The organism is Mesorhizobium sp. M1078, assembly GCF_040318615.1.
GTDB lineage: Bacteria > Pseudomonadota > Alphaproteobacteria > Rhizobiales > Rhizobiaceae > Mesorhizobium.
Genome location: NZ_JAMYMP010000014.1, coordinates 123,842 through 148,398 on the forward strand (window position 1 = coordinate 123,842; position 24,557 = coordinate 148,398).

The following is a 24,557-nucleotide window of genomic DNA, read 5'->3' on the forward strand; positions in this document are numbered from 1 at the left end:
CATGAAAAGAATAACCCGACGCCTGACACTGACATTGGCGCTGACGGCGACGCTGGCTGGTTCGGCCGCGGCGATTGCGGTCGCCGCCGACAAGGACCTGATCGTGTTCGACTGGTCCGGCTATGAGGACCCGAGCTTCCACCCCAAATATGTCGAGAAGAACGGCGACTCGCCGACCTTCGCCTTCTTCGGCGACGAGGACGAAGCCTTCGAGAAAGTGCGCTCCGGTTTCAAGGCCGATCTTGGCCATCCCTGCTCGCAGAGCGTGACAAAGTGGCGTGAGGCGGGGCTGCTGCAGCCGCTCGACACCTCGAAGATCACCGGCTGGAAGGATCTCAATCCCGGCATCATGGCGATGAAGGATCTGGCCACCACTTCGGACGGCAAGGCCTGGTTCATGCCGTGGGACTGGGGCAACACCCAGCTCACCTACAACTCCGACAAGATCGACGCGAAGGATGTGCAGTCGCTGAAGGCCTTCGCCGATCCCAAGTTCAAGGGGCGGGTCTCAATCGGCGACAATGTCGACGACGCCTATGCGCTGGCCAGCCTTGCCATCGGGCTTAAGGACTGGACCAAGATGACGGACAACCAGTTCAAGCAGGCTTCCGACTTCCTGCGTCAGGTGCACAAAAATGTCCGCTCCTACTGGACCGATACCACCGACGTCGTGCAGTTGCTGAGCGGCGGCGAGGTCGATCTCGCCTGGGCATGGAACGATGCCACGGTACAATCCGTCGCTGCCGGTGTGCCGATCAAGTCCAAGAAGGATACGGACGAAGGCATCTCGACCTGGGTCTGCGGCTACGTGCTGTTCAAGGACGCACCCGGCAATGTCGACAAGGCCTATGACTACCTCAACGCGATCAACGATCCCGAGACCGCCAAGGTGCTGGTCAAGGACTGGGGTTATGGCCAGGCCAACGCCAAGGGCATGGCCGGCGTCGACCCGGCGATCCTGAAAGAAAAGGGCTATGACGACGTGCAGAAATTCGTCGACAAGACCCTGTTCCAATCGCCCGTGCCGTCGTCGCTCAAGCTCAAGATGATCGCCGAATTCGAGAAGATCAAGGCAGGCTACTAAAGCTCTGTCCGGCCTCCTCCGTCTGCCTGTCAGTGCGCCGGGCAGACGGTCTCGCCAAGGCCGCTGAAATTCCGTAACGTCGCCCGGCCGCTTTTCGCGATGAGGAGTTTCGCGCCATGAATTCCATGCTTCGCCGCCTCGCCCTTGCCGCTGCTCTTACAGTCGGCGCCGGCGCCGTGATTGCTTATGCCGAAGGCGGCGGCGACCTCGTCGTGTTCGACTGGTCAGGCTATGAAGATCCGTTGCTGCACCCCGACTACACCGCCAAATACGGCGCCGAGCCGACCTTTGCTTTCTTCGGCGACGAGGAGGAAGCGTTCCAGAAGATGCGCGCCGGCTTCAAGGCCGACATCGCCCACCCCTGCTCGCAAAGCGTGACCAAGTGGCGCGCGGCCGGCATTCTGCAACCGCTCGACACCTCCCGGATCGCCGGCTGGAAGGATCTCAATCCCGGCATCATGGCGATGAAGGATCTCGCCGTCACCGCCGACGGCAAGGCCTGGTTCATGCCGTTCGACTGGGGCAACACTTCGCTGCTCTACCGCACCGACAAGGTCACGGCGGAGGAAGCGCAGTCGCTGAAGATTTTCGCCGATCCCAAATTCAAGGGCCGCGTCACCATCGGCGACAATGTCGATGACGCCTATGCGCTGGCCAGCCTGGTCATCGGCCTCAAGGACTGGACCAAGATGACCGACGCGCAGTTCCAGGAGGCGTCCGCCTTCCTGCGTGACGTCCACAAGAACATCCGCTTTTACTGGACCGACGACACCGACCTCAACCAGGCCTTTACCGGCAATGAGGTCGACCTCGTCTGGGGCTGGAATGAGACCTTCGTGACGCTCAAGGGCCAAGGCATGCCGATCGCCATGAACCGCGACACCAGGGAAGGCATATCCACCTGGGTGTGCGGCTATGTGCTGATGAAGGACGCGCCGGGCAAGCTCGATCAGGCCTATGATTTCCTCAGTGCGGTCAACGCGCATGCCGTGTCCGATTACTTGGTCAAGACCTTCGGCTACGGCCACGGCAACAGCGCCGGGATGGCCGCGATCGACCATCAGGTGCTGAGCGACCGTGGCTTCGACAATCTCGACAAGTTCTTGGACAAGACGCTGTTCCAGCAGCCGGTGCCGCCTGAGCTCAAGCAGCGCATGGTCACGGAATTCGAGAAGATCAAGGCCGGCTATTGAGCGACAGGACTGAAAGAACCGATGTCGTCATCGTCGGCGCCGGTTTCACCGGCCTGTCGGCTGCGCTTGAGCTGAGAAAGGCCGGCATCGATGTCGTGCTGCTCGAGGCACGCGACCGCGTCGGCGGCAGGGTCGAGGCTATTCGCAACGGGCTTGGCGAGCGCATCGACAGCGGCGGCCAGTTTTTCTGCGAAGACATGCCGGAGGTGACGGCGCTGGCCGCGTCCCGTGGCAAGGCCTTCGTCGAAACCTATGTGAATGGCGATTTCATCACCCATCCATCGCTGTCGGTCGAAGAGGCCGAACGGACCTATCATGGCGCGATGGCAATCCGCGAGCGGATGAATGCGATCGAGCCGGACGATCCCTCGATCGCCGGCATGAGCGCTGCCGCCTGGCTCGAACGCCAGCATGATCCCACTGACGCCAAGACGGCTTTCCGCTCGATGATCGAAGGCCTGTGGTGCTTGGCGATGCACAAGGTGCCGCTGTGGTACCTCATCGACAATGACCGCCGCATCACCAACGAGGTGCCGGAGCTGCAGTATTCGCTGCTCGAAACCATGCAGTCGCTGGCCGACGACATGGCGGGAGATCTCGGCGACAGGGTTTGGCTGAACGAACCGGTTACGCGCATCGAGCACGGGCCGCAACGGGTTCGTGCCGTCTCGGCGAGCAACTCCATCGAAGCGCGAAAAGTGCTGGTCGCGCTGCCGCCGGCGACGGCCGCGAAGCTGGATTTCGCGCCCGCTCTGCCGCCGGCTCTCGCAAAGGCGCTCGGCGTCTGGGAAAGCGGTGCGGTGATCAAGATCCTGGTGCGCTATCCCACGCCGTTCTGGCGCGAGCGCGACCTGTGCGGCATGGTGATGTGGCGCGACCTGCCGGGCCTGTTCGCCTGTGACGCCAGCAAGGATGCGCAACATGCCGCGCTGGTCGTCTTCGTCGGCGGACCACTGGCGTTGCGTTGGCGTCCGCTCGCGGACGCGGCGCTGCGTGCGGAGGTCACGGCAAGGCTCGTTGATGCCCTTGGCCCGGAGGCGGCCGATATTATCGATTTCAGCCAGCGCGACTGGATCGATGACCGCTGGAGCGGCGGCGCCTACAGCGACCTTATTGTCGATGTGACGGCAAGGGATGCCGAGCGCACGATCCGTGCCGGCGCAGATCCTGTTCATTTCGCATCGTCGGAACTGTCGCCGTCATTCCCGGGTTATGTCGAAGGCGCCATCGTGATGGGGCGGATCGCAGCCAAACAGATCGCGACGGAACTTAAAATTCTTAGTTGAGCATGATCTTATTCCGAAAACCGGTTTCCACTTTTCGGGATCATGCTCAGTCCGCCATCGCCACCAAGGCCTCCGGATCGTAGCCGAGGCGGATCGAAGTGCCGACGGGGATATCGTCGGCGCCGAAGTCGTTGGTCTCGGTGACCGACAGTGGCTTTTCCAATCCGGGTATCTCGACGATGAGATGGGTGATCTCGCCAAAATAGTGGCGTTCGACCACCTTGCCGGCCACTTCGAATTTCGCCGTCGCGTTGTCCCACAGCACGCGCAATCGCTCCGGCCTGATGCCCAGCATGGCGCCGCCGCCATTGCGCACGAAGGCCTTCGGCTTGTCGGTCCTGACCCGGCCGAAGCCCAGCGTGTCGACGACCAGCGAGGCGGCATTCTCCTCTATGATCTGCGCTTTTACGAAATTCATGCCGCCGAGGAAATCGGCGACCTGGCGGTTGACCGGCCGCTGGTAGATTTCCTTGGGCGAGGCGACCTGGGCGATCTTGCCGCCGAACATTACGGCGATGCGGTCGGACATAGCGAGCGCCTCATACTGGTCATGGGTGACCAGCACGAAGGTGATGCCGACCGCCTGCTGCAGGCGGCGCAGTTCGACCTGCATCTGCTCGCGCAATTTCTTGTCGAGAGCCGACAGCGGCTCGTCGAGCAGCAGCACCTTGGGCCGCATCACCAAGGCGCGGGCGAGCGCCACGCGCTGGCGCTGGCCGCCGGAAAGCTCGGTGGCGAGGCGTTTGCCGAGGCCGGTGAGCGACACCTGCGCCAGCCCTTCCTCGACGCGGCGCTTTTCTTCCGTTCCTCCCAGCCTGAGCCGTTTCAGCCCATAGGCGACATTCTGCTCCACATTGAGATGCGGGAAGATGGCATAACTCTGGAATACCATGTTGGTCGGCCGGCGGTTGGCCGGGATGCCTTCCATCGACTGGCCGCCGACCGAGATCGAGCCGCTGGTCGGGTTGTCGAAACCGGCAATCATGCGCAGCAGCGTGGTCTTGCCGCAGCCGGAAGGGCCGAGCAGCGAAAAGAACTCGCCCTCCTTGATGGTCAGCGAGGCGTCGTCGAGCGCCTTGAACGCCCCATAGCTGCGGGTAACGCTGCGGATTTCGATCATTGCTCGGTCGGTTTGGGGTCGATCAGATTGGGCCCGCTCGGACTTATCTTGCTTGGATGGCTCATCCTGAGGCCGTTCGGCCCGGGACTGCTCAGGCATAGAGGCCTCCCTCGCTCTGGGTGCGTCTGGCCGCATGGCGGCGCAGGATCTCGGCAACGGTCATCAAAACGAAAGAGGCAACCAGCAGCAGCGTGCCCAGCGCCAACACACCCGGCAGCTTGGCGGCAAAGCGCAACTGGCCCCAGATATAGATCGGCAGCGTCGTCTCGGTGCCGGTCAGGAAGAAAGCGATGACGAACTCGTCGAGCGAGATGGTGAAGCAGACCAGGAGGCTGGAAATGATCGCCGGCGCTACCATCGGCAGCGTCACCCGCCGGAAGGTGCCGAAGGCACTCTCGCCGAGATCGGCGGAGGCTTCTTCGAGGCTGCGGTCGAAGCCCTCGAAACCGGCGGTCAGCACCGTCATCGAATAGGGAATGCAGATCAGGACATGGCCGAGCACGACGGTGAACAGCGACAGGCTCAGGCCTAACTGCAGCATGACCAGCAGCATGGAGATGGCGAGGATGATTTCCGGCAGCACCAGCGGCGCCATGATCAGGCCATTGATTGTGCGGCGGCCGGGATAGCGGTAGCGGGTGATCGAGCGGGCGGCGAGGATGCCGAGCAGCGTCGACAGCACCGATGCCGAGATACCGACGATCAGGCTGTTCCAGGCGGCGTCAAGCAGCGCTGGCGTCTTCGGCAGGTCTTGGTACCATTTCAGCGTATAGCCGGTGAGAGGAAATTTTGGCGTCGGCGCGGTGTTGATCGAGAAGATCGGCAGGAAGATCACCGGCAGATAGAGAAAGACGACGTAGAGGAGGGCGTAGGCGGACAGCCAGCCGCCGGGGAAAAGGCGCCGCCTCGCCGTCATCGCGCCAGCCTCTGCAGCGCGCGGATGATGAGCACGGTGGCGCCCGCCATCAGCGTCACGACCAGCATGGTGGTCACGGACAATGCCGCGCCGAGTGGCCAGTTGGAGGCCTTATGGAACTGCGACTCGATGGCATTGGCGATCATCACGCCATCCTTGCCGCCGACCAGCCTTGGGGTGACGTAGTCGCCGACGGTGGGAATCATGACGATGAGAGCGGCCGAGATGACGCCCGGCGCCGACAGCGGCAGCGTCACGCGCAGGAAGGAGCGCAGCGGGCCGTCGCCAAGATCGGTGGCAGCCTCGACCAAGGTGCGGTCGACCTTCTCGAGCGAAACGAAGATCGGCAGGATGGCGAAGGCCGCCCAGGCGTGTGTGAGCGTGATGATGACGGCGCTGGAATTGTAGAGTAGCGCGGTCGATGGTTCGTCGATGATGCCGAGGCCCATCAGGCCGGAATTCAGCACGCCATTATAGCCGAGGATGACTTTCCATGACATCACGCGCAGGAGATAGCTGGTCCAGAACGGGATGGTAATCAGGAACAGCCACAGGCTCTTGTGGCGACCGCCATGGAACGAGATGAAATAGGCGATCGGATAGGCGAGGATGACGGTGAAAAAGCTCACCGTCAGGGAAATGTAGAGCGAGCGCCACAGAAGATCGCGGTAGATCGGCTCGGTCAGCGCGATGCGATAATTCTCCAGCGTGAATGTATGGTCGATGGTGAGGTAGTTCTGCGTCCAGAAGGAGTGGGCGAAGACCACCAGGATCGGCATCAGCAGCAGGATCAAAGCGTAGACCAAGGTCGGGCTGATCAGGGCAAGGCCCTGGACGGATTCGGACTGCAGAAGGGCGTTTCGCCTTGCTCGCGTCATGCGTCGCGTGGGCACCCCTTCGGCAGCTACCGTCATTGCAGCGACCCGGGCGTGATCTCGGTTGCTGGCTCGAACTGTTCCGCCATGATGCTCCCATTGACCGGGCCGGCTGCCTGTTCCCAATTTTTGCGGAGCGCGCTTTGCTGGTTGCGCTCCAAGCTTGCCGGCTTTCTTTCATCATGAGCGCATCCGTGCATTGAAATCAAGCGCTATTTCTGTAATATTGATTGAACGGACATTCAAAATGAAGTGAAGAATGCCGGCTTTCCTGCCCTTGGCGCTTCGCTTTCTGTCCGGTGAAATTACGCTCAGACGATGCGAGGCAATGATGGCGGCTGCAAGAGACCTAAGAGCGATGGAAATGGCTGACGGTGGCGATGCGGTCGAGCTGGCCAAGCGCCATCTCATCCAGCCCTGGCCTTATGCCGGCTCGGTCGGCAATGAAGCGCGTGCGCTGATTGGCGAGGGCGATGGCATCTACATCACCGATGTAACAGGCAAGCGACTGATCGACGGGCCGGCCGGCATGTGGTGCATCAATGTCGGCCACCGCCGCGAGGAGCTGGCCAGGGTGATGTACGACCAGGCGATGATGCTGTCCTACAACACGCCCTGGTATACGATGAATGCGCCGTCGGCCGAGCTCGCCAAGCGCCTCGCCGATCATGCGCCGGGCGATCTCAGCCATACCTTCTTCACCACCGGCGGATCGTCGGCTGTCGAGACGGCACTGCGCTTCATGCAGTTTTACAACAATGTGCGCGGGCGGCCGGAAAAGAAGCTGATCCTCAGCCGCGGCGGCGCCTATCACGGCTCGACCTATCTGTCGGCCTCGCTCAACGGCCGGCCGCGCGACCGCGACTGGATGGACGGCGCCGACGATCTGGTCGTCAAACTGTCCTCGCCAGACCCGTTCCGGCGGCCGAAAGGCATTGACATCGCCGCCTTCTGCGATTTCCTGGTCGATCAGTTTCGCGATACGGTCGCCCGCGTCGGCGCAGAGAAGATCGGTGCTTTCGTCGGCGAACCGGTGCAGGCATCCGGCGGCGTCGTCGTGCCGCCGGATGGCTATCTCAAGCGCATTCGCGAAATCTGCAGGGACAACGATATCCTCTATATCTCCGATGAGGTGGTGACCGGCTTCGGGCGGCTCGGCCATGTCTTTGCCTCCGGCGATGGCTTCGGCATCGACCCCGACATGATCACCTTCGCCAAGGGCGTTACATCAGGCTATTTCCCGCTTGGCGGCGTCATCATCTCGGAGCGGCTGCTTCAGGAAATGCGCCGTTCCAACCATCCCGATGCGATGTTCGGCCATGGCCTGACCTATACCAGTCATCCCATCGGCTGCGCGGTGGCGCTGAAGAACCTCGATATCCTGGAAGACAGCGTGCTGGCCCACACGCGCGATGTCGCGCCCTATTTCCAGGCGCAGTTGAAGACGCTGGAGGAACTGCCGCTGGTTGGCGAAGTCCGCGGCATGGGCCTGATGGGCTGCGTCGAGTGCGTAGCCGACCGCGAAAGCAAGGATCCGCTGCAGCTCGACAAGGATGTCGGCAAGCGCATCGACGCGCATTGCCACGAACTCGGCCTCCTGGTCCGGCCGCTGATCAACATGTGCGTGATGTCGCCGCCGCTGATCATCACGCGAGAGCAGATCGACGACATGGTGGCGATCCTGCGCGAAGGCATTTCGCGGACCATGGACGATCTGCGCAAAGAGGGCGTGTGGCAGGGGTGACTGGCAGTTCCGCCCCTACACCTGCGAGCGCATAGCCTCATTGAGGTTCCACATGTCCTTCTCCTCCGGCGCCGTCTCCAGGCCCAGCACCGGGATCTGCTTGCGCAGATGGTCGTGGTGGGTGCGCACACCGTATTCGAGGTCGGAGAGATAAAAACCCTCGAAGGCCTCCGAGATCATGGACTCGTTTGACCAGACGGAAAGCTGCACGTCCTCGTTCATGGTATCGCGGTCGATGCGGTAGGCGAGATAGCGGGCGACCGCCTGTTCCCGGGTCTCGTCGGGGTAGCGGTAGATGGCGCCGCGCAGCAGCGTCTCGCCGGTCGACAGCGGGAACTCCTGATAGAACTGCACCGATTCCGGCATGATCGACAGCGCGTTGTTGGGGAAGATGCCGTAATAGATCCAGGCCCTGCGCAGATGCTCCGGCAGGTGTGAGGCATCGGGCGTGAGCTTGATGTATTCGCGCACGCTCCAGCGCCGGCCGGCATGCGGATTGTAGGTGGCAAACGAGCGCGACACGCCGTTGATGAACGGCTCATCGAAATAGGTCGAGCCGTAGAGATCCTGCAGCGCCGGATGCGCCATGGCGACGTGGTAGCCTTCATTGTCGACGTCGCGCACCGACTTCCAGTTGACCGGCGTTTTCTGTGTCCAAATGCCCCAGGACGGCACCATCTCGGCCGCATTGTAGTGGGCCATCTCGGCCTCGATCGGCTTCAACAGTTCGGCCACCGAAGGCTGCGGGCCCCCCTTGCGAAAGCGGACAAAGATGAAGCCCATCCATATCTCAAGGTCGAGCGGCATCAGGCCGAATTCGGTCTTGTCGAGCTCGGGGAAGGAGCGCGGCCGGGCGGCGCCGCGCAGCGTGCCGTCGAGATTGTAGACCCAGCCATGGAACGGGCAGACTAGCGCGTTCTTGCAGGTGCCCTGGCCGTCGGCGACGACGCGGCTGCCGCGATGCCGGCACATGTTGTTGAAGGCGCGCAAGACGCCGTCCTTGCCGCGCACGATGAGCGCCCGCTCGCCGACCACGTCCATAGTCAGATAGTCGCCGGCATTCGGCACGTCGCAGACATGGCCGGCGATCTGCCAATGGTTGCGGAAGACGTATTCCTTCTCAAGTTCGAGAAGCGCGTCGGAGTGATAACTCCAGCCCGGCAGACCCCGCCGGTCCCAATCATTGGGGATCGCCACGTCACGGAGATGCGGGTTCATAAAAAAGCTCTTCTTTTATTGAATACTCATTCAATAAAACCATATTTTGCGTTGAAATGCAATGGCTTGTAGAAATCTCAACTTTTCAAGTCGGCACAACAGGGCCGGCTGAAAGCCAGAAAATCCCGGAATATCCGGGCGTTAACCGGGGTCGTGAAATAGCTGTCCGGCATGCGGATTTGGCCGTGCCGAGCTTGCAAACACGGCTCGCTCCGAGACGAAAAATACCTGGCGTCCGCAAATTCGATCCGCAGTGTGAGCTTGTTCATAGTGCGGCCGACAGGAAGCGGGCTTGGTGCGTTCGCGGCCCGCCTGTCGTCAACATTTGATTGCGCGCATGAAACAGCTTCGCAAATGCATCTTGCCGTCGGCACATGACCGGATCTGTCCGGATATGCCCGAATTTCTTGTTTCAAACCTGTTACGCGGGCAAGCCAAGCGCATCATTCGCCCGTTACCAGGCGCGCTTAGGTTCGTTTCATAAGAAAACGAAGGGGAGCAGCAATGCATACGAAAATCGAGATCACCAGCAACGAACGGCGCGCCAAACCGGCACTGCGTCAGCGCGCCAGCGACCATCCGGTTGCGATGTTCTCCATGCTGGGCGCCTGCGCTCTGGCCGTCATGTTCCTGACACCGGCTTCCGGTCCGGCCTTCGCTTCGCTCAACCCGCCGGCCAATGTCGTCCAGGGCGCGCTGACCACCATCAAGACCGCCCGGCTGCCGGAGCCGGAAATCGATTTAGCCTGCCAGGGCCAGGCCTGGGGCGCCGAGAGCGCGGAGTGCCTGCGCGTCATCGCCGCCCAGTCCGGCGTGCACAAGGCGCGTGCCGTCCGCATGATCGCCAACGCAGCGCCGCTGACCACGACACCCAACGTTTTCTGAACCTCCCGAGCGCTTCCTCCCGCGCTCGTTCTTGGCTCCCGCCGCTTCCCTCGGTCGGGAGCCTCTTTTTTAGGGTCTATCGAGATTCGGGTGAGGCCGGCCTGCGCATGGAGGTTCCCTGCGCTTCCGGTGCTCGCGTACTTCAAGTACGCTCCGCTCCGGTTCTCGGGAACCACCATTCTCGACTCGGCCTGACCCGAATCTCGATAGACCCTACGTGGGTGCTTCGAAAACTTAGCCGGCGGCGGCGACCTGGTCGGCTATTGCCGAGAGTACGCCGCGGACGTCCAGCGTCGAGAACGGCTTTTCCAGGATTTGCGGGCGCTGCGGCGCCGGCAAGGCTTCGATCTCGGCCTTGGCGCCGATCAGGTCGCCGGTGACCAGCACGAAGCGTTTGGCCAGCGCCAGGTTGTCGGCGAGCAATTCGCGGTAGATGGCAATGCCGCTGGTGCCGGGCATGCGCAAGTCGGAAAAGACGATGTCTGGCGGCATGTGGCCGGTCAAGGTCGCCGCCGCCGACGTCCAGGCCGGCACAACCCGCGACTTGATACCCATCAGTTCCAGGATGTCGGAGAGGGAGCCGGCGACGTCGGGTTCGTCGTCGATGATCAGCGCATAGCGCAAGCCGCTGGAACGAGCCGGGCTGTCGCCGGCTGCTGCCGCGCCGCCGGTGATTACCGGCAGCTGGACGACGAAGCGCGCGCCGCGCGGCAGCACCTCCTCGAACCAGATATTGCCGTTGTGGCGCTCGACGATCGATTTCGAGATCGACAGGCCGATGCCGGTGCCGACGCCGACCGGCTTGGTGGTGAAATAGGATTCGAAGATGCGGCTGCGGATCGCCTCGGGAATGCCCGGTCCGTTGTCCTCGACCGAAAACCCGGGGTTGCCGCGATCGCTGCGGAATGTCCGCACCTTGATCAGGCGGTCGCCGCCGATACCGGCCAGAGCGTGTTGGCTGTTGATCAGGAAATTGGCGGCCACCTGCGTGACGTGGTCGGCATCGGCCATCGCCAGCAGCGGGCCGGGCGCGAAATCGGTGTCGATGATGATGCCGCTCGAGCGTGCGCCATAGGCGGTCACTTCGAGTGCCGCGCGGATCACCTGGTTGAGATCGGTCTCGGCCTGCGCCGCCGGATGCAGGCGCACCATCGACAGGAAGCTTTTGACGATGCGGCCGCAGCGCTCGGCAGCGGCGCGCACTTTCTCGGCGCGAACCTTGGTCTGCGGGTCGGTGGCGAATTCATGCAGCAGCGTCGACTGAGCAACGACCACGGCGAGCGGATTGTTGAGCTCGTGCGAAACACCGGCCAGCAGCGAACCCATCGCCGCCATCTTCTCGTTCTGGTGCAGTTTTTCGCGCTGGCGGTTGATCTCTTCTTCGGCGCGCAGCTTATCGCGCAGATCGCGGATCGAACCGAAGATGAGCTGACGGTCGGCCACCCGCATCTCGGTCGCCGTCAATTCGATGGGAAACACCTCGCCGGCCGCATTCTGTGTCACGGTCTCAAGCCGCTGGCCAACCATCGGCGCGCCGCGGCCAGACATGTATTCGGCGCCCGAGACATAGCCCTTGCGGTAATATTCCGGCACCACGGTATCGAGCAGGTCCTTGCCGAGGATGTCGCTGCGCTGATAGCCGAACATCTTTTCGGCGGCCGGATTGAATTCGATGATCGAGCCGGTCTCGTCGATGACGATGATGGCGTCGAGCGACGCCTGCAGCATGGTGCGGCGGATGACTTCGCTGGCATGGGCGTCGGACGGCGAGTGCTCGATGGCGTCGCCGATGGCGAGCGCGATGATGTGCATCGTCGCCTCTTCCTCTTCGGTCCATTCGCGCTCGTTTAGGCAGTCATTGACCGCGAACGTGCCCCACAGATGACCGTGCGCGAACACCGATACCGACAGGAACGACTTGATGTGCTGCTTTTCGAAATCGGCCCTGAGGAACCCGTCGAGATCGCGCGTATGGCCGGCGAAGATTTTGCCTTGCCGCTCGTCCTCTCCAATCCGCTCCAGCAGCGGATCGGTATCGACGATCGACTGCATGATCACCGTCGGCGAAGCCAGTTCGCCGCCGAAGCGAGGATCGATCCAGTAGGCGGCGACCGATTGGGCGAAGCCCTGGCCGGGCAATTCGCGCAGCCTGAACAGGATGCCGCGCTGGCAATTCATGGCGCTGCAGAGCGTTTCGAGGATGGTTTCCATCTCGCGCTGCCAGTCGCCGGCATCGCGCAACCGGCGGACGACTCGCACAGCCGTCATCGCGGCGCTCTGGCGAGCGCCTTGCGGGTCCATGCGTGGTGCTGGTTCAGCGGTCATGTCAGCCATCAGTAAAGGGCCGTCGGATTAGGCAGCTATGGAGCATTTCACGAAAAAGGTGAAACGCTCCATGTTTCAATGCAATCCCGAACGGAAAATCGCTACGTACTGTTCCTGGAATTGCTAGAGCGTTTCACCGTTTCACGGAAACCGAGAAGCGCTCTATCTCTTTGTTTTTACGCAATTCCGGGCGGAAAAACCGCGTACACTTTTCCTGTAATTGCTCTAGTGCCCGTCACCGGTCGGCAGCGAGAAGATATAGCCTTCGCCGCGCACTGTGCGCAAAAATTTCGGATTGGCCGGATCGGTTTCGATCTTCTTGCGCAGCCGCATGATGCGAATGTCGACGGCGCGCGACGATTCAGGATCCTCAACAAAACCAATCGCCTCGGAGATCGCCGATCGCGTCAACAGCCGGTTGGCGCGGGTCAGGAAAACCTCCAGCACATCGAACTCGCTCTTGGCCATGTCGATGACGGCGCCGTTGGCGCCGGTGACAAGCCTGCCGTCGAGGTCGGCCTGGAACGGGCCGAAGGTCAGGCGGCGGCCGCCATCGGCTTGTGTCTTCGCCGCCTGGGGCGGGCTCGGCTGCGGAACGCGGCGCAGCACGCTGCGCACACGAGCCAGCACCTCACGCAACTCGTAGGGCTTGACGATGTAGTCGTCGGCGCCAAGCTCCAGCCCGACAATGCGGTCGAGTGCGGTGCCGGCAGCCGTGGCATAGATGATGCCGACCGGTATTTTCGAGCGCAGCCAGCGGCCGAGCGACAGTCCGTCCTCGCCCGGCATGGCGATGTCGAGAATGGCCAAATGAAACGGTTCCGTCTCCAGCAAGGCGCGCGCCTCAGCCGCGCTTCCGGCCTGGGTCACATCGTAGCCGTTGGCGCCGAGATACTCGGCGACCGCGTCCCGGAGATCGGGCTCGTCCTCGACGATGACAATCCGTGCCCGCACTATGGCCTCGCTCCCGCTTTCAGCGGAAAGTAGATTGGGTATAAACATGATGTCCAGCACTCATATCCGGTTGCGGGGGAACGGGAAGAAAAACATGGCTGCACGATCCGTCATCGCGCTGGTTTCCGTCGCCGATGTGGTGGCCGGCGATCTTGCCGATCATCTCGACCGACGCGGCCATGACGTGCGCGAGGCGCGGCAGCCCTGGGAAGCTGAATCCCTGCTTTCGGCCGGAGGCATCGATATCGTCATCGTCGGCGACAGCCTCAGCCAGGCGGAGGGGCGGGACCTGCTCAGGCGTTATGGCGGCGGCCAGAGCGCGGACGGGAAGGCGGGGCCGGATTTCATCCTGATCTGCCGGCCGGCCGATCTGGTCGACAAGGTGCTGGCGCTCGAGCTTGGCGCCGCAGATGTCGTCGAAAGTCCGCTCAATGTCAGGGAGCTTGCCGCGCGCATCGGCGGCCTGCTGACGCGGCGCGGCAGGTCCGCCCAGGAACTGATCGTGCTGGAAAATGCCACCGTTGATTTGCGGTCGGCCATCGTCATGCACCGTTCGGGTACGGAAGAACAGCTGTCCCCGGGCCAGGTGGCGCTGCTCAGGCTGTTTCTGGCCAGCCCGCGCAAGGTGCTGACGCGCGACGACATCATTGCGGCGGCGCCCGCCGAAAATGCCGATGCCTTCGACCGCTCGATCGATTCGCGCATCGTGCGGCTGCGCCGCAAGCTCGACACCGAAACCATCACAACTATACGCGGCGCAGGCTACCGGTTCGACCCGCCGACGCAGCGCGCCGACTGAGGGTCGGGAGGCTGGATTGTTCCTCGGCTCGCCCAAAAAAGCTGCGCAATCTCGGGCGCCATGCATAGGCGTCAGCGCACCACCAGAAGCGATGGTCCCGACGGCAATTCGCTGGCGACTACGATTTCGCTGGCGGCATGCGCGCGGTCCTTCAGAAGAACCGTGGCGAGACCGGCAAAGCCGAGCAGGCCTTGTGCATAGAGCAGTACCGAAAGCACGGAGGCTGCAGATTTCGTCTTCATCGGTTGTCCCCAAAAATTCAGAACCGCGGGTGCTTCAGGATAAACCCGAAGTGCCCGCGTCGCCCACGGAGCCCCCCGTTGCGACGCGGGCCTTCGGTCCTCTCGGCAGCAAGTTGCCGGAGGGGCCGCGCATCCACTTCAACCCGAGGCCGACCCGCCAGAGGGCCCTGAGACGGTTGATGCGCAGACTGGAGACAATCCAGACCAAGGCTATGAACAGCGCGGCATGCAGCGTCGAAATCTCACCCGAATTCATCACCGCCAGTTTCGTCATCGGGGTGCCGGCTACTGTGCCGATGCCGCCGACGACAAATGCGGCGATGCTTATCCTGAAGAGCCAGGACAGGGTTGTCGATTTGATGCTCATTTTTCGTTGGCGCCGGCTGTTCTCGTTGGGATGACTTTGCCGTGAGCCTGTAACCAGATCATGCCGCCCAGGCCGCGCTTTGTTGCAAGTCGGTTTCGAGCGATGCCAATCTTCTTTCATATAAGGACATCAGCACTTTCGTTTGGGGGGCGGTGCGTGATCGGGAGTGCGCAGCGAAGACGGGAGCACGCTCCTTGTCCACCTTGCTTGTTAACCAGAGGAAACAGATTCGAAACACAAACGAGCCTCAGCGAAGTCAGTCTGAAACATGGCGCAGGGATAAGGCGGCCACCGAATTGACGCCGGCAGGACCGGCAAAGAGGAGCCATCATGTACAAAGCCATTTCCGCCAAACTCATCAACGTCACCGCCGCAGCCGCCGGCGCCGCGCTTCTGCTTGGCGCCGCCAACAGCACCGCCCATGCCGCGGCAAACCAGATCGTCGCGCGTGTTTCGCTGTCGCAGCAGACCATGGAAGTGCTGGTCGATGGCCGGCCGACTTTCGCCTGGAAGGTCTCGACCGGCGACAGTGCGCATGTCACGCCGACCGGCTCGTTCAAGCCGACCCGCATGTACGAGATGTGGCATTCGAAGAAATACGACAACGCGCCGATGCCGCATTCGGTCTTCTTCAGCGGCGGCTACGCCGTGCATGCGACCAACGCCATCAAGCGGCTGGGACGGCCGGCGTCGCATGGCTGCGTGCGGCTGCATCCCTACAATGCCGCCGACTTCTACCAGTTGGTCGAAACCTTCGGCCCGACCAACACCAGCATCGTCATCGTCAAGTAGCAGACTGCGTTTGGAGCGATGGTGCAGCGCAGCCGGACAGGTCATGCCGCACCGCAAGTTCCCGCCTTGGAGCTCCATCGGGCTTCGCGGTAAATCAATCCAGTCAAAAAAAGAGGCCGGGATTTTCCGGCCTCTTTTCGTTTGTTCGCTGACGCCGTTCGCAGCTCAGTCCGCGTGCACCGGCATCAGCTTCGGGTCTGGCTTTTCGGCGTGGTGCGGCAGGTCCTTACTGGCGATGAAGGTGTAGAACATCGGCACCACGAACAGGGTGAACATGGTTCCGACCAGGATGCCGGTGAAGATCACGAGGCCCATCGAATAGCGCGCCGCCGCACCAGCACCACTGGACACGATCAGCGGCACGACGCCGAGCGCCATCGCCGCTGTCGTCATCAGGATCGGCCGCAAGCGCACCTTGGCCGAGGCGACGATCGCATCGCGCCGCCTCATGCCATGCAGCTCGCGCTGCTGGTTGGCGAACTCGACCAGAAGAATGCCGTGCTTGGTGATCAGACCTATCAGTGTGATCAGGCCGACCTGCGTGTAGATATTGAGCGTTCCAAGCCCCAGATTGAGCGGCACGATGGCGCCAAAGATCGACAGTGGCACCGCCATCATGATGATCAGCGGGTCGCGGAAGCTTTCGAACTGCGCCGCCAGCACCAGATAGATGACGATTACGGCGGCTGCGAACGCGATAAGGATCGTGTTGCCCTGCTCCTTCTCCTGCCGGGACTGGCCGGAATAATCGATGAAGAAGGTATCGGGCAGGCTCTCCTTGGCAAGGTTCTCCAGGGTCTGCAGCCCGTCGCCCGTGGTGACGCCGGGAAGCGGCAGCGCTGATATCGTCGCCGAGTTCAGCTGGTTGAACTGCTCGATCGCGGCCGGCGCGGCGTTGGTCGAAATCTTCACCACCGCTGAAAGCGGCACCATTTCGCCGGTCACGCTACGCACGAAATATTCGCCGAGCTTCTCGGGATTGTCGCGGAATTCCTTCGGCACCTGCGGGATGATGTCGTAGCTGTTGGAGTCGCGGTCGAACTGAGCCACTTCGGCGCCGCCGACCAGCAGCGTCAGCGTCTGGCCGATGTCGGCGATCGGCAGGTTGAGAGCCGCCGCGCGGTCGCGGTCGATGGTCACCGTCACCTGCGGAGCGTCAAAGGACATCGAGTTTTGCACGACGATGAAGCGGCCGGAGGCCTGCGCCTTGTTCTTAATCTGCTCGGCCGCCTCGTAGACCTCGGCGGAACCACCGGTCGAGCGCACCACCATGGAGATCGGCAGGCCGCCGCCGGAGCCCGGCAGCGTCGGCGGCGCGAAGACGAAGGCCTCGACGCCGGCCACCTTGCCGAGGCGTCCCTGGATATCGGCTTGAAGCTCCTTTGAGTTGCGCTGGCGCTCGGCCCAATCCTTGAAGGCGAAGCCGACAAAGGCGCCGTTGGTGGCGCCGCCAAAGGCAACGGCGGAGAATTGCGCCCTGGTTTCGGGAATGTCCTTCACCAGGCCGAGGATCTGGTTGACGTAGGTCTCGGTGTAGTCCGAGGTCGCGTAACGCGGTGCCGTCACGATCGACAACAGGAAGCCCTGGTCCTCTTCCGGCGCCAGTTCGCTCGAGGTCTTGGTGAACATGAAGCCGGTGAGCGCAACCAGCGCCACGACCATCAGCAGCGTCACCGGTCGATTTCTCAAGGAGGCGGTGACCGCCCGCTCATAGACATGCTCGACACGGCTGAAGGTTCCGTCGACGACGCGCTGGAAGCGACTGTGCGATCCCGCCTTGAGCAGACGCGCCGCCATCATCGGCGTGATGGTGACGGCTATGAGGCCGGACAGCACCACCGAACCGGCGAGCGTCACCGCGAACTCGCGGAACAGCGCGCCGGTCAGGCCGCCGGTGAAGGCCAGCGGCGCGAACACGGCGGCGAGCGTGATGGTCATGGCCACGATGGCGGAGAAAATCTCGCGCATGCCGTTGAAGGCCGCCTGCATCGGCGACATGTGGTCCTCCTCCATGTGGCGATGGATGTTCTCCACCACCACGATAGCGTCGTCGACGACAAGGCCGATGGCCAGCACCATGGCCAGCAGCGACAGAAGGTTGATCGAATAGCCGACCGCAAACAAAAGAAAGCAGACGCCGACCAGCGACAGCGGGATGGTCACGATCGGCATCATCACCGAGCGGAATGAGCCGAGGAACAACAGGATGACCACGACGACGATGGCGACGGCTTCGGCGATGGTCTTGAACACTTCATCGATCGAGGCGCTGATCTGTTCGGTGGAATCGTAGACGATTTCGATGGTCATGCCTTTCGGTAGCGTCTCTTGAATCAAAGGCACGATCTTGTGGATCGCCTCCGCCGTTGTCAGGGGGTTGGCGGCCGGCGTCGGGAAGATGGCGAGGAAGGTGCCGGGCTTGCCATTGAAGCTCACCCTCGTGTCGGTGCTCTCGGCGGCAAGCTCGACTCGCGCCACGTCGCGCAAGCGCACCACCTGGCCGTCCGTCGAGCGCAGCGGAAGCTCGGCAAAGGCCTCAGGCGTCTGCAGCGTCGAGCGAACCGTGATCGAGGAGACGACATATTCGTTCTCGGTGTTGCCGGGCGCCGACAGGAAGTTGGAGTTGTTGATCGCCGCCAGCACTTCGGCGGCGGTGACGCCACGCGCAGCAAGCTTGACCGGGTCGATCCAGACCCGCATCGAATATTCCTCGGCGCCGAAGATCTGCACGTCGGCGACACCTTCGACCGTCGACATGCGCGGCCGCACCACCCGCTCGATATATTCGGTGAGCTGCTCCTTGCTCATGTTCGGATTCTGCATCGAGATGTACATCATCGCGAACTCTTGGCCGGTGCCCTTGACGATGACCGGGTCCTTGGATGCATCCGGCAAGGTGCCGCGTACGCCCTGCACTTTCGACAGGACCTCAGTGAGCGCGACATCCGGATTGGAGCCGAGCTTCATCTGGACGACCACGGTGCTCGAAGACGGCCGGCTGGACGAGGTGACGTAGTCGATGTTCTCGGTCGAGGCGACGGCCCGCGCGATCGGGGCGGAGATGAAGCCCTGGATCAGGTCGGCGCTGGCGCCGGGATAGGCGGTGGTGATGGTGATCGCCGTCTCGTCAACCTTGGGATACTGCCGGATCGACAGGTTGAAGATGCCCTGGAAACCCAGGAGAAGGATCATGCAGGCGAGGACGGTGGAGAGGACCGGCCGGCGAATGAAGATGTCGGAAAAGTTCATTGCTGAGCCTGCTGGTTAGCCGACTTGCTGGGGTCAATGGTGTTGTCGACAGCGACGGACATGCCGTTGAAGAGACGGTTCTGACCGGCGGTGACGACCTCGTCACCGGCCTTGATGCCCTCGATGATCTCGACCATGCCGTCGTTGCGGCGGCCGGGCTTCACGAACACCTGCGACAGCACGAGCGCCGGCTTTTCCGGTTCTGCCGCGGGCTTCGCGGGGTCGACAGCCGGCTTGTCCGCGGGCTTCGCCGCGGCGTCTTCGGCAGCCGGTTTCGCGTCTGCCGGCTTTGCATCTGCCGCCGGCTTTGCTGCGTCGGCCCCTGCAGCAGGCTTTTCCTCGGGTTTCGCGGCTGGGGCGCCTTCCGCCGGCTTCGCCGGAACGACGACGAAGACGAAGTCGCCATAGAGGCTCGACGTCAATGCCGTCTGCGGCAAGGACAGAATGTTTTTCTCCTGCGGCAGCTCGACGCGAACCTGGACGAACTGGCCGGGCGTCAGCTTGCCGTCAGGGTTGGCGACCTCGCCGCGGACGGACACCAGGCGGCTTGAAGCGTCGATCTTGGGATCGATGCCGCGAATGGAGCCGGCAAACGGCATGTCGGCGCCGCCGCCGGTGCCGCCGAGGCCGAGCCGCACCGCCTGGCCTATCTTGAGCAGCGGCAGCTGCTGTTCGGGTACCGAGAAATCGACCCGCATGGTGTCCAGATCCTGCAAGGTCACCACTGCGTTGCCGGGCGAGAGATATTGGCCGAGGTCGATCTTGGGGATGCCCACGGTGCCGGCGAACGGCGCCGTCAGCTGCTTCTGATCGAGCACGGCCTGCAGCTTGTTGACCTGCGCGGCGGAGGCCGATGCAGCGGCTTGAGCGGTGTCGAGCGTGGCATCCGTTCCGACGCCGCGCCGCTGCAGCTCCAGCGCGCGTTCGAGCGCCGTCTTGTCGGACACGGACTGCGCCTTGGCCGCGACCAGATCCGCGCGTTCGACGGCATCGTCGAGCTGCAGCAGGACCGAATCGACCGGCACCTTCTGGTTGGCATGGAAAAGGATGTCCTTGACGATGCCGCTGGTCTCGACGGTAAGGTCGACACCGCGCACGGCGCGTACCGTGCCGATCGCCTCGACCCCCGGCGTCCAGTCGGAAGGCTTGACGACAACCGTCGATACGGTCGTCGCCGGCGGCTTCATGGTGGCGAAATACTGTTTGATAGCGTTGTCGCGGAACAGGTTGAAGCCGACAACGCCGACGCACACCAGAGCGAGCAGAAGCAGAATTGCGGTGATAGAGATGAAGCGCTTCACGAACTGTCCCCTCGGCCGATGTCCGGCAAAATAGCCGAATAGCGGGACACTTATCGACGCCAGGTCCCGATTACAAATGACGGCGAACTTACTGTACCGTCTGGACGGTCTTGTCAATTCCGCCTAGGCTGGTGCGGGGGAAGGGATCGATGAAGACCCAAAGGGCAAATTCGCGCGACAAGATACTCGCCGCCGCCGCCGATGTCGCACGCGAGACCGGTCCCGGCAGCCTGTCGCTTGACGCCGTCGCCAGCCGCGCCGGCGTGTCGAAAGGCGGCCTGTTATATAACTTTCCGACCAAGGCCAAACTGATGCAGGGCCTGGTGGAGAATTACCTGCGCGCGTTCGAGCTGGCGCTGGAATCGGGCCGTGTCGCCGGAGCCAGCGGCGAGAGCCTGCTCGCCACCTATATCCGGCTCTCGGCGGATGATTGCGAGGAGCCGAAGCCGACGGCTTCGTGGATATTCTCGGCGATCGCCGAGGATCCGGATTTCCTGACGCCGATAAAAGCCTTCAAGTCGCAGCTGCTGCAGCGGCTGAAGAGCGAGACGCCGGACCTGAAGACGCTGCTGGTCTGCTTTCTGGCCATCGAAGGGCTGCGCAGCATGAACCTCTTCGATTCCGACGTGCTTTCCGCCGACGAACGCCGCTTGCTGGTATCGGCCCTGCTGGAGATTGCGGGATAGCTCAGGGCGTCGGATCGAAGAAGCGATACGGGCCGGGCGGAAAGGACGGTTGGTGAGCGGCATGGCATAGGTACGCATCACGACATCGGCGATTTCAAGCTACAGCCCCCTGATTCGTTGGATTGATGGTTCAGGAATGACTGCGCGAATGCGCGGCCGACTATGTTGCGCCGCGCCATAACACTGCCGTGTCAGCCTTGAAACGGCGCTCGGCGAGGCCGGCAAAGCGCGTTTTAGGGCTGTGATGGCGCCGACATATGGTTATGGCATTGTCATGTTGCGGCGCACAAACTATGTGCCTTTGTAGTCCTCCCAACAGTCGCGAGATCTCCATGGGTTCCCTGTCTTCGAAGAATGCGCTCGTCACCGGATCGACCAGCGGCATTGGTCTGGCCATTGCCCGCGCCCTCGCCGCCGAGGGCGCCAACGTCACGATCAACGGCCTTGGCGAAGCCGCGGCGATCGAACAGGAGCGCGCCGGCATCGAGAAGGATTTCGGCGTCCAGTGCCGCTACTCCGGCGCCAGCATGATGGACGGCGCAGCGGTGACCGCCATGGTGCGCGAAGCCGAGCAGGCCTTGGGCAGCCTCGACATTCTGGTCAACAATGCCGGGATACAGCATGTCGCGCCAATCGAGGAGTTTCCCGACGACAAGTGGGAAGCCATCATCCGCATCAATCTGCTTGCCGCCTTTTACGCGATCAAGGCCGTGGTGCCCGGCATGAAGGCGCGCAAATGGGGCCGCATCATCAACACCGCGTCGGCGCATGCACTGGTCGCCTCGCCGTTCAAGTCGGCTTACGTCTCGGCCAAGCACGGCATAGCGGGTCTGACCAAGACGGTAGCGCTGGAAGTCGCGCAGGACGGCATCACCGTCAACGCCATCGCGCCCGGCTATGTCTGGACGCCACTGGTCGAAAAACAGATCCCCGACACGATGAAGGCGCGCGGCATGACCGAGGAACAGGTCAAGCACGACGTGCTGCTGGCAGCGCAGCCGACGAAGCAATTCGTCACCGTCGAGGAGCTCGCCGCGCTGACTCTGTTCCTGTGCTCTGACGCAGCCAGACAGATCACCGGCACCACCTTGCCGATGGATGGCGGCTGGACGGCGCAGTAGGCGCGGTCCCCCGGCGCCGCTCTTTCCTTGACAAAGGCGAAGGATCAATCCAGCATTGTGGCAAGGGGTTCCTTCGCGACGACCCCGTGAGGCGTCAGCCCAATGATCGCGTCCAAACTCTCACGCTGGAGGTGGACGCCATGCCGTCAACAACCGCAATCACCGTAGCGCAGCTTTCCCGCCTTGTCGGTCTGTCCGACGCGCCTGTTCTTGTCGATGTCCGCATCGACGAAGACTACGACGCCGATCCGCGCCTGCTTCCGGCCTCGTGCCGGCGCGACTTCAAGTCTGTTTCGAACTGGGCTGCCGAATTCACGGGGGCTCATGCTGTCGTCATCTGCCAGAAGGGGCTGAAGCTTTCGCAAGGCGTTGCCGCATGGCTGCGCCATGAGGGCATTGCTGCCGAATCCCTTGAAGGCGGCTTCGAGGCGTGGCAGGCGGCCAAGGGGGTTCTGGTCAAGGCCGACAAGATACCGCCCCGCGACGACAAGGGCCGCACGGTCTGGGTGACGCGTGCCCGCCCCAAGGTCGACCGCATCGCCTGTCCCTGGCTGATCCGCCGCTTCGTCGATCCCTCGGCGGTGTTCCTGTTTGTCGAGCCGTCTGAAGTGCTGGCGGCCGCCGATCGGTTTGGGGCGGTTGCCTTCGACATCGACGACGTGTTCTGGAGCCATCGCGGCGAGCGCTGCACCTTCGACACGATGATCGAAGAGTTCGGGTTGCGGTCCGAAGCGCTCGATCGCCTTGCGCTGATCGTGCGTGCAGCCGATACGGCGCGCCTCGATCTCGTACCGCAGGCGGCCGGGTTCCTCGCTGCATCGCTCGGGCTGTCGCGCATGTTCCGCGACGATCTCGAACAGCTTGATGCCGGCATGCTGCTCTACGATGCGTTCTTCAGATGGTGCCGCGATGCCACTGACGAAACCCACAATTGGCCCAGCGCGGGCAAAGCGCCATGAGCGCCCTCGCCGCGGACGACGATGCACAGGCTACCGAGGCTCCGATCGTCCCGACCTTCCGCCAAGCCGCGAAACTGTGGGCAAGGATCGGCCTGCTCTCCTTCGGCGGGCCGGCCGGACAGATCGCGCTGATGCACAAGGAATTGGTCGAGGATCGCCGCTGGATCGGCGAGCAGCGGTTCCTGCATGCGCTCAACTACTGCATGCTTCTGCCAGGCCCCGAGGCACAGCAGCTCGCCATCTATATCGGCTGGCTGCTGCACCGGACCGCCGGCGGCCTCGTTGCCGGCATCCTGTTCGTGCTGCCCGGTGCGTTTGTCATGCTGGGCCTCAGCATCTTCTACGTGCTTTACAATGATGCGCCCGTCATCGAGGCGCTGTTTTTCGGCATCAAGGCGGCGGTGCTGGCCGTCGTCGTCGAGGCGGTCCTCCGCATCGGCAAACGGGCGCTCAAGAACCGGGTGATGATGGCGATCGCGGTGGCCGCGTTCCTTGCCATCTATGTCATCAGGCTGCCGTTTCCGCTGATCATCCTGGTTGCAGGGCTGACCGGCTGGATCGGCAACCGCCTGGCACCGGCGCGTTTTTCCGGAGCCGCACGCGGCAAGGACAATTTGCCCGATGTCAGGGGCGCCGTCGACGTCATGTTCGAACGCGGCGACCTCGCTCACACCAAGCCGACGAAATGGCACGCGCCGCGCACCATCGCGATCTGGCTGCCGATCTGGCTCGGGCCGGTCGTACTGATCCTGGCGCTGACCGGCCCTGCCAGTGTTTGGGCACAGCTTGGCGGCTTCTTCAGCCTGATGGCGGTGGTCACATTCGGCGGCGCCTACGCTGCGCTCTCCTATGTCGCGCAGGCAGCGGTGACCTCGTTCGGCTGGCTGGCGCCGGGTGAAATGGTCGATGGGCTTGGTCTGGCCGAGACGACGCCGGGACCATTGATCCTGGTGCTGCAGTTCGTCGGCTTCGTCGCCGCCTATCGTCACGCCGGTGCGATGGGACCGCTTGTGGCCGGATCGCTCGGCGCATTGCTGACGCTCTGGGTGACGTTCGTGCCGTGCTTCTTCTGGATCTTTCTGGGTGCCCCCTACATCGAGGCGCTGCGCGGCAACAAGGCGCTGTCGGCGGCGCTGAGTGCGATCACGGCGGCTGTGGTCGGCGTGGTGATGAACCTTGCGCTGTGGTTCGCACTGCATGTCGTCTTCGGCGCGGTGCACCGTTTTGGTCTTGGGATGGAGCTACCGGTGCTGTCGTCGCTGGATTGGCGCGCCGCGCTGCTGGCGGCGGCCGCCATGGTCGCCATGCTGAAACTGAGGATCGGCATGCTGCCGACATTGGCCGGCTCGGCGCTGGCCGGACTGGCGCTGCTGGCCTTGCCTGCGTAGCGTCCGAAGGCGCGACCAGCCATCATCACAGCCGGATTTTTGAGGTATGCCGG

Annotated in this window: 21 protein-coding genes; 11 read left to right on the forward strand and 10 right to left on the reverse strand. The window is 62.8% G+C overall.

The features are described from left to right. The first annotated feature begins 1 nt into the window (after position 1). The 3 genes from NKH38_RS19590 to NKH38_RS19600 all read left to right on the forward strand — a co-directional run bounded on the left by NKH38_RS19590 (position 2) and on the right by NKH38_RS19600 (position 3,563). A complete protein-coding gene (locus NKH38_RS19590) occupies positions 2-1,084 on the forward strand; it encodes an ABC transporter substrate-binding protein (RefSeq protein WP_023748364.1) in 1,083 nt (360 codons plus the stop codon). A 116-nt stretch (positions 1,085-1,200) separates the two neighbouring features. Beyond that, complete coding sequence (locus NKH38_RS19595) at positions 1,201-2,277, forward strand: extracellular solute-binding protein (protein ID WP_023730782.1); 1,077 nt, start codon at positions 1,201-1,203, stop codon at positions 2,275-2,277. Next, the gene (locus NKH38_RS19600) at positions 2,274-3,563 is read left to right on the forward strand and encodes a flavin monoamine oxidase family protein (protein ID WP_352762186.1); all 1,290 of its coding nucleotides are present in this window, start codon (positions 2,274-2,276) and stop codon (positions 3,561-3,563) included. The genes NKH38_RS19595 and NKH38_RS19600 overlap by 4 nt, the downstream gene beginning before the upstream one ends. Before the next feature lie 46 nt (positions 3,564-3,609). Here NKH38_RS19600 and NKH38_RS19605 read toward each other — a convergent pair whose 3' ends face one another. The 3 genes from NKH38_RS19605 to NKH38_RS19615 all read right to left on the reverse strand — a co-directional run bounded on the left by NKH38_RS19605 (position 3,610) and on the right by NKH38_RS19615 (position 6,513). Next, complete coding sequence (locus NKH38_RS19605) at positions 3,610-4,683, reverse strand: ABC transporter ATP-binding protein (protein WP_023748366.1); 1,074 nt, start codon at positions 4,681-4,683, stop codon at positions 3,610-3,612. A gap of 91 nt (positions 4,684-4,774) precedes the next feature. Beyond that, positions 4,775-5,599 carry an ABC transporter permease gene (locus NKH38_RS19610; RefSeq protein ID WP_023690125.1) on the reverse strand — a complete coding sequence of 275 codons (825 nt, stop codon included), beginning with the start codon at positions 5,597-5,599 and terminating at the stop codon, positions 4,775-4,777. Beyond that, positions 5,596-6,513, reverse strand: a complete 918-nt coding sequence (locus tag NKH38_RS19615; RefSeq protein ID WP_352762187.1) for an ABC transporter permease — start codon at positions 6,511-6,513, stop codon at positions 5,596-5,598. The genes NKH38_RS19610 and NKH38_RS19615 overlap by 4 nt, the downstream gene beginning before the upstream one ends. A 292-nt stretch (positions 6,514-6,805) precedes the next feature. Between NKH38_RS19615 and NKH38_RS19620 the strand changes: the two genes are divergently transcribed. Next, positions 6,806-8,218 carry an aminotransferase gene (locus NKH38_RS19620; protein WP_023670068.1) on the forward strand — a complete coding sequence of 471 codons (1,413 nt, stop codon included), beginning with the start codon at positions 6,806-6,808 and terminating at the stop codon, positions 8,216-8,218. Positions 8,219-8,233: 15 nt separating this feature from the next. Here NKH38_RS19620 and NKH38_RS19625 read toward each other — a convergent pair whose 3' ends face one another. Then, entirely contained in the window at positions 8,234-9,436 is a 1,203-nt protein-coding gene (locus NKH38_RS19625) for an aromatic ring-hydroxylating oxygenase subunit alpha (RefSeq protein ID WP_352762188.1), read from the reverse strand. A 504-nt stretch (positions 9,437-9,940) separates the two neighbouring features. Here NKH38_RS19625 and NKH38_RS19630 point away from each other — a divergent pair. After that, positions 9,941-10,321 (forward strand): hypothetical protein, encoded by a 381-nt coding sequence (locus NKH38_RS19630; protein WP_352762189.1) that lies wholly within the window; start codon positions 9,941-9,943, stop codon positions 10,319-10,321. A gap of 234 nt (positions 10,322-10,555) precedes the next feature. On the opposite strand, the gene NKH38_RS19635 is transcribed toward NKH38_RS19630, so the two are convergent. Both NKH38_RS19635 and NKH38_RS19640 read right to left on the reverse strand, forming a co-directional pair. Continuing rightward, on the reverse strand, positions 10,556-12,646 hold the full coding sequence (locus tag NKH38_RS19635) for a PAS domain S-box protein (protein ID WP_352511850.1): 2,091 nt from the start codon (positions 12,644-12,646) through the stop codon (positions 10,556-10,558). Positions 12,647-12,871: 225 nt separating this feature from the next. Beyond that, positions 12,872-13,600, reverse strand: coding sequence for a response regulator transcription factor (locus NKH38_RS19640; protein ID WP_023701369.1), 729 nt, complete (start codon positions 13,598-13,600; stop codon positions 12,872-12,874). Positions 13,601-13,694: 94 nt separating this feature from the next. Between NKH38_RS19640 and NKH38_RS19645 the strand changes: the two genes are divergently transcribed. Continuing rightward, entirely contained in the window at positions 13,695-14,399 is a 705-nt protein-coding gene (locus NKH38_RS19645; protein ID WP_023670063.1) for a response regulator transcription factor, read from the forward strand. Positions 14,400-14,470: 71 nt separating this feature from the next. On the opposite strand, the gene NKH38_RS19650 is transcribed toward NKH38_RS19645, so the two are convergent. Both NKH38_RS19650 and NKH38_RS19655 read right to left on the reverse strand, forming a co-directional pair. Beyond that, positions 14,471-14,641, reverse strand: a complete 171-nt coding sequence (locus NKH38_RS19650) for a hypothetical protein (RefSeq protein ID WP_023670062.1) — start codon at positions 14,639-14,641, stop codon at positions 14,471-14,473. Between the two features lie 34 nt (positions 14,642-14,675). Further along, the gene (locus NKH38_RS19655; RefSeq protein ID WP_023670061.1) at positions 14,676-15,008 is read right to left on the reverse strand and encodes a hypothetical protein; all 333 of its coding nucleotides are present in this window, start codon (positions 15,006-15,008) and stop codon (positions 14,676-14,678) included. A gap of 330 nt (positions 15,009-15,338) precedes the next feature. Here NKH38_RS19655 and NKH38_RS19660 point away from each other — a divergent pair, with 330 nt between their 5' ends. Beyond that, entirely contained in the window at positions 15,339-15,800 is a 462-nt protein-coding gene (locus NKH38_RS19660) for a L,D-transpeptidase (protein ID WP_352762190.1), read from the forward strand. A gap of 165 nt (positions 15,801-15,965) precedes the next feature. On the opposite strand, the gene NKH38_RS19665 is transcribed toward NKH38_RS19660, so the two are convergent. After that, the gene (locus NKH38_RS19665; RefSeq protein WP_023696405.1) at positions 15,966-19,049 is read right to left on the reverse strand and encodes an efflux RND transporter permease subunit; all 3,084 of its coding nucleotides are present in this window, start codon (positions 19,047-19,049) and stop codon (positions 15,966-15,968) included. Beyond that, positions 19,046-20,350, reverse strand: coding sequence for an efflux RND transporter periplasmic adaptor subunit (locus NKH38_RS19670; protein ID WP_023670058.1), 1,305 nt, complete (start codon positions 20,348-20,350; stop codon positions 19,046-19,048). The genes NKH38_RS19665 and NKH38_RS19670 overlap by 4 nt, the downstream gene beginning before the upstream one ends. 149 nt (positions 20,351-20,499) lie before the next feature. Between NKH38_RS19670 and NKH38_RS19675 the strand changes: the two genes are divergently transcribed. The 4 genes from NKH38_RS19675 (at position 20,500) to chrA (ending at position 24,504) form a co-directional block, all read left to right on the forward strand. Then, positions 20,500-21,036: a TetR/AcrR family transcriptional regulator gene (locus NKH38_RS19675; protein WP_023693712.1), complete on the forward strand. Its 537-nt coding sequence runs from the start codon at positions 20,500-20,502 to the stop codon at positions 21,034-21,036. Between the two features lie 332 nt (positions 21,037-21,368). Beyond that, entirely contained in the window at positions 21,369-22,157 is a 789-nt protein-coding gene (locus NKH38_RS19680) for a 3-hydroxybutyrate dehydrogenase (protein WP_352762191.1), read from the forward strand. Between the two features lie 140 nt (positions 22,158-22,297). Beyond that, positions 22,298-23,116 carry a chromate resistance protein ChrB domain-containing protein gene (locus tag NKH38_RS19685; RefSeq protein ID WP_352762192.1) on the forward strand — a complete coding sequence of 273 codons (819 nt, stop codon included), beginning with the start codon at positions 22,298-22,300 and terminating at the stop codon, positions 23,114-23,116. Continuing rightward, positions 23,113-24,504 carry a chromate efflux transporter gene (chrA, locus tag NKH38_RS19690; RefSeq protein ID WP_023683940.1) on the forward strand — a complete coding sequence of 464 codons (1,392 nt, stop codon included), beginning with the start codon at positions 23,113-23,115 and terminating at the stop codon, positions 24,502-24,504. The genes NKH38_RS19685 and chrA overlap by 4 nt, the downstream gene beginning before the upstream one ends. Positions 24,505-24,557 lie beyond the last annotated feature (53 nt).